The 5358-nt window shown below is 58.0% G+C and carries 3 rRNA genes; all 3 read right to left on the bottom strand.

Annotated features, from left to right (window positions below):
* Positions 1-11: 11 nt before the first annotated feature.
* Positions 12-128 (bottom strand): 5S ribosomal RNA (rrf, locus tag ACIBPB_RS33600).
* An 83-nt stretch (positions 129-211) separates the two neighbouring features.
* Positions 212-3319 (bottom strand): 23S ribosomal RNA (locus ACIBPB_RS33595).
* A 374-nt stretch (positions 3320-3693) separates the two neighbouring features.
* Positions 3694-5208: ribosomal RNA gene (locus tag ACIBPB_RS33590) — 16S ribosomal RNA — on the bottom strand.
* Together the 16S, 23S and 5S rRNA genes form the textbook arrangement of a ribosomal RNA operon.
* Between the last annotated feature and the right edge of the window lie 150 nt (positions 5209-5358).

Raw genomic sequence — 5358 nt, 5'->3', positions numbered from 1 at the left:
ACTGAAAGATTGTCCGGCGGTGTCCTACTCTCCCACACCCTCCCGAGTGCAGTACCATCGGCGCTGGAGGGCTTAGCTTCCGGGTTCGGAATGTTACCGGGCGTTTCCCCTCCGCCATGACCGCCGTAACTCTATGAACATGTCAAACAACCACACACACACCGGGGGTTGTCGCTTGTTCAGAGTTGCACAGTGGACGCGTAGCAGCTTCGTAGTCAAGTCCTCGGCCTATTAGTACCGGTCAACTGAACCCGTTACCGGGCTTACATTTCCGGCCTATCAACCCAGTCGTCTAGCTGGGGGCCTTACCCCACAAAGTGGGTGGGATACCTCATCTTGAAGCGAGCTTCCCGCTTAGATGCTTTCAGCGGTTATCCCTTCCGAACGTAGCTAACCAGCCGTGCCCCTGGCGGGACAACTGGCACACCAGAGGTTCGTCCGTCCCGGTCCTCTCGTACTAGGGACAGCCCTTCTCAAGTATCCTACGCGCACGGCGGATAGGGACCGAACTGTCTCACGACGTTCTAAACCCAGCTCGCGTACCGCTTTAATGGGCGAACAGCCCAACCCTTGGGACCTGCTACAGCCCCAGGATGCGACGAGCCGACATCGAGGTGCCAAACCATCCCGTCGATATGGACTCTTGGGGAAGATCAGCCTGTTATCCCCGGGGTACCTTTTATCCGTTGAGCGACACCGCTTCCACATGCCAGTGCCGGATCACTAGTCCCGACTTTCGTCCCTGCTCGACCTGTCAGTCTCACAGTCAAGCTCCCTTGTGCACTTGCACTCAACACCTGATTGCCAACCAGGCTGAGGGAACCTTTGGGCGCCTCCGTTACCCTTTAGGAGGCAACCGCCCCAGTTAAACTACCCACCAGACACTGTCCCTGAACCGGATAACGGTCCGAAGTTAGATACCCAAATCAACCAGAGTGGTATTTCAAGATTGCCTCCACCCATACTGGCGTATGGACTTCACCGGCTCCCACCTATCCTACACAAGCTAATTCGGATACCAATGTCAAGCTATAGTAAAGGTCCCGGGGTCTTTCCGTCCTGCCGCGCGTAACGAGCATCTTTACTCGTAATGCAATTTCGCCGGGCCTGTGGTTGAGACAGTGGGGAAGTCGTTACGCCATTCGTGCAGGTCGGAACTTACCCGACAAGGAATTTCGCTACCTTAGGATGGTTATAGTTACCACCGCCGTTTACTGGCGCTTAAGTTCTCCGCTTCGCCCCGAAGAGCTAACAGGTCCCCTTAACGTTCCAGCACCGGGCAGGCGTCAGTCCATATACATCGAATTACTTCTTCGCATGGACCTGTGTTTTTAGTAAACAGTCGCTTCCCCCTGCTCTCTGCGGCCATACAACGCTCCACCCGCGCGGGGCTTCACGTCTCCGGCCCCCCTTCTCCCTAAGTTACGGGGGCAATTTGCCGAGTTCCTTAACCACAGTTCGCCCGATCGCCTCGGTATTCTCTACCTGACCACCTGTGTCGGTTTGGGGTACGGGCCGCTCAGAACTCGCTAGAGGCTTTTCTCGGCAGCATAGGATCACTGACTTCACCTGAATCGGCTCGGCATCACGTCTCAGCCTATATGCGCCGCGGATTTGCCTACGGCACGGCCTACACGCTTACCCCGGCACAACCACCGGCCGGGATCAGCTACCTTCCTGCGTCACCCCATCGCTTGACTACTACCCGCCAGGTTCCCACGCTCCCCACCCTCAGTCCGAAGACCTTGGATGGTTTGGGTGGTTAGCACAACGAGGTTCATCAGGGACGCTCTTTCGCGGGTACGGGAATATCAACCCGTTGTCCATCGACTACGCCTCTCGGCCTCGCCTTAGGTCCCGACTCACCCAGGGCGGATTAGCCTGGCCCTGGAACCCTTGGTCATCCGGCGGAAGGGTTTCTCACCCTTCTTTCGCTACTCATGCCTGCATTCTCACTCGTGCCGCGTCCACAACTGGGTCACCCCGCTGCTTCACCCCCGGCACGACGCTCCCCTACCCACCCACACACCTGCATACCCCATCAAGGAGGCACGAAGTTCATGTGTGAGTGCCACAGCTTCGGCGGTGTGCTTGAGCCCCGCTACATTGTCGGCGCGGAACCACTTGACCAGTGAGCTATTACGCACTCTTTAAAGGGTGGCTGCTTCTAAGCCAACCTCCTGGTTGTCTATGCGACCCCACATCCTTTTCCACTTAGCACACGCTTAGGGGCCTTAGCTGGTGATCTGGGCTGTTTCCCTCTCGACTACGAAGCTTATCCCCCGCAGTCTCACTGCCGCGCTCTCACTTACCGGCATTCGGAGTTTGGCTGATTTCGGTAAGCTTGTGGGCCCCCTAGACCATCCAGTGCTCTACCTCCGGCAAGAAACACGCGACGCTGCACCTAAATGCATTTCGGGGAGAACCAGCTATCACGGAGTTTGATTGGCCTTTCACCCCTAACCACAGGTCATCCCCCAACTTTTCAACGTTGGTGGGTTCGGCCCTCCACGCGGTCTTACCCGCGCTTCAGCCTGCCCATGGCTAGATCACTCCGCTTCGGGTCTAGAGCATGCGACTACAGCGCCCTATTCAGACTCGCTTTCGCTACGGCTCCCCCACACGGGTTAACCTCGCCACATGCCACTAACTCGCAGGCTCATTCTTCAAAAGGCACGCCGTCACCCCGCAAGGCTCCGACGGATTGTAGGCGAACGGTTTCAGGTACTATTTCACTCCCCTCCCGGGGTACTTTTCACCATTCCCTCACGGTACTCGTCCGCTATCGGTCACCAGGAAGTATTTAGGCTTACCAGGTGGTCCTGGCAGATTCACGGCAGATTTCAGGGGTCCGCCGCTACTCGGGAACACCCACAGAAGGTCAGCAACTTTCACCTACCGGACTATCACCGTCTACGGTCAGCCATTCCAGACTGTTCGACTAGCCACTGACTTGATAACTTCTCGAACGAGTGTCAGCTCGCTCAGCAGGGTCCCACAACCCCGACCACGCAACCCCTGACAGGTATCACACGCAGCCGGTTTAGCCTCAATCCGCTTTCGCTCGCCACTACTCACGGAATCACTATTTGTTTTCTCTTCCTACGGGTACTGAGATGTTTCACTTCCCCGCGTTCCCTCCACACACCCTATGTGTTCAGGTGTGGGTGACACCACATGACTGGTGCCGGGTTTCCCCATTCGGACACCCTGGGATCACAGCTTGGTTGACAGCTCCCCCAGGCCTATCGCGGCCTCCCACGTCCTTCATCGGCTCCTGGTGCCAAGGCATCCACCGTTCGCCCTTGACAACTTGACCACAAAGATGCTCGCGTCCACTGTGCAATTCTCAACAAACGACCAACCCACAACCCCACCGTCTCCCACCAGCCCGGCCACCGCCGGCGGTATGAGAAACCAGGTCATGCCTGGCGCCACCACGAGACAACCGCCTCGCGCTTCGGCTCTGAAAGACAACCCACGGGTTGTTCTTTCAGGACCCAACAGGGTGCTTACGTCTTCTCCCAGCCGCATCGCGGGCATCCGTTCCCACCAACCCGAAGGCCGGCTGTACTAGGCGCCCCCGACCGTTGCCGAGGAAAAACTTGCCAGTGTCTCCGCCATCGAGCACCCCACCACCACACTCGGGCGGCGCGGGCTCCATACCAGCCTTCGCTGGATGGTGCTCCTTAGAAAGGAGGTGATCCAGCCGCACCTTCCGGTACGGCTACCTTGTTACGACTTCGTCCCAATCGCCAGCCCCACCTTCGACGGCTCCCTCCACAAGGGTTGGGCCACCGGCTTCGGGTGTTGCCGACTTTCGTGACGTGACGGGCGGTGTGTACAAGGCCCGGGAACGTATTCACCGCAGCGTTGCTGATCTGCGATTACTAGCGACTCCGACTTCACGGGGTCGAGTTGCAGACCCCGATCCGAACTGAGACCGGCTTTTTGGGATTCGCTCCACCTCACGGTATCGCAGCCCATTGTACCGGCCATTGTAGCATGCGTGAAGCCCTGGACATAAGGGGCATGATGACTTGACGTCATCCCCACCTTCCTCCGAGTTGACCCCGGCAGTCTTCGATGAGTCCCCGCCATAACGCGCTGGCAACATCGAACGAGGGTTGCGCTCGTTGCGGGACTTAACCCAACATCTCACGACACGAGCTGACGACAGCCATGCACCACCTGTGACCGCCCCCGAAGGACCTGCCATCTCTGACAGTTTTGCGGCCATGTCAAACCCAGGTAAGGTTCTTCGCGTTGCATCGAATTAATCCGCATGCTCCGCCGCTTGTGCGGGCCCCCGTCAATTCCTTTGAGTTTTAGCCTTGCGGCCGTACTCCCCAGGCGGGGCGCTTAATGCGTTAGCTGCGGCACAGAGAACCGGAGAGGCCCCCCACACCTAGCGCCCAACGTTTACAGCGTGGACTACCAGGGTATCTAATCCTGTTCGCTCCCCACGCTTTCGCTCCTCAGCGTCAGTATCGGCCCAGAGACCCGCCTTCGCCACCGGTGTTCCTCCTGATATCTGCGCATTTCACCGCTACACCAGGAATTCCAGTCTCCCCTACCGAACTCTAGCCTGCCCGTATCGACTGCAGGCCCGCAGTTGAGCTGCGGGTTTTCACAGTCGACGCGACAAGCCGCCTACGAGCTCTTTACGCCCAATAAATCCGGACAACGCTCGCGCCCTACGTCTTACCGCGGCTGCTGGCACGTAGTTGGCCGGCGCTTCTTCTGCAGGTACCGTCACTTACGCTTCGTCCCTGCTGAAAGAGGTTTACAACCCGAAGGCCGTCATCCCTCACGCGGCGTCGCTGCATCAGGCTTCCGCCCATTGTGCAATATTCCCCACTGCTGCCTCCCGTAGGAGTCTGGGCCGTGTCTCAGTCCCAGTGTGGCCGGTCGCCCTCTCAGGCCGGCTACCCGTCGTCGCCTTGGTAGGCCATCACCCCACCAACAAGCTGATAGGCCGCGAGCCCATCCCAGGCCGAAAAACTTTCCACCACCAACCATGCGGTCAACGGTAATATTCGGTATTAGCCCCCGTTTCCGAGGGTTATCCCAAAGCCTAGGGCAGGTTGCTCACGTGTTACTCACCCGTTCGCCGCTCGAGTACCCCGAAGGGCCTTTCCGCTCGACTTGCATGTGTTAAGCACGCCGCCAGCGTTCGTCCTGAGCCAGGATCAAACTCTCCAACAAAAACCTGTTGAACAATCCATCCCGACAACAAAAGTGTTGCCAAAGGAATCCCAACCAGCCAGCAAAAACTGACCAGTCCGGGGTATAAAACAATTGGCACTGGCTTTACAAGCACCCTGTTGAGTTCTCAAAGAACAACCACACACCATC

It is taken from the genome of Micromonospora sp. NPDC049836 (assembly GCF_044465125.1).
In the GTDB taxonomy this organism is placed as follows: domain Bacteria; phylum Actinomycetota; class Actinomycetes; order Mycobacteriales; family Micromonosporaceae; genus Micromonospora.
The sequence above is the reverse complement of the archived record's forward strand: the minus strand, read 5'-3'. Positions and strand labels throughout refer to the sequence as shown.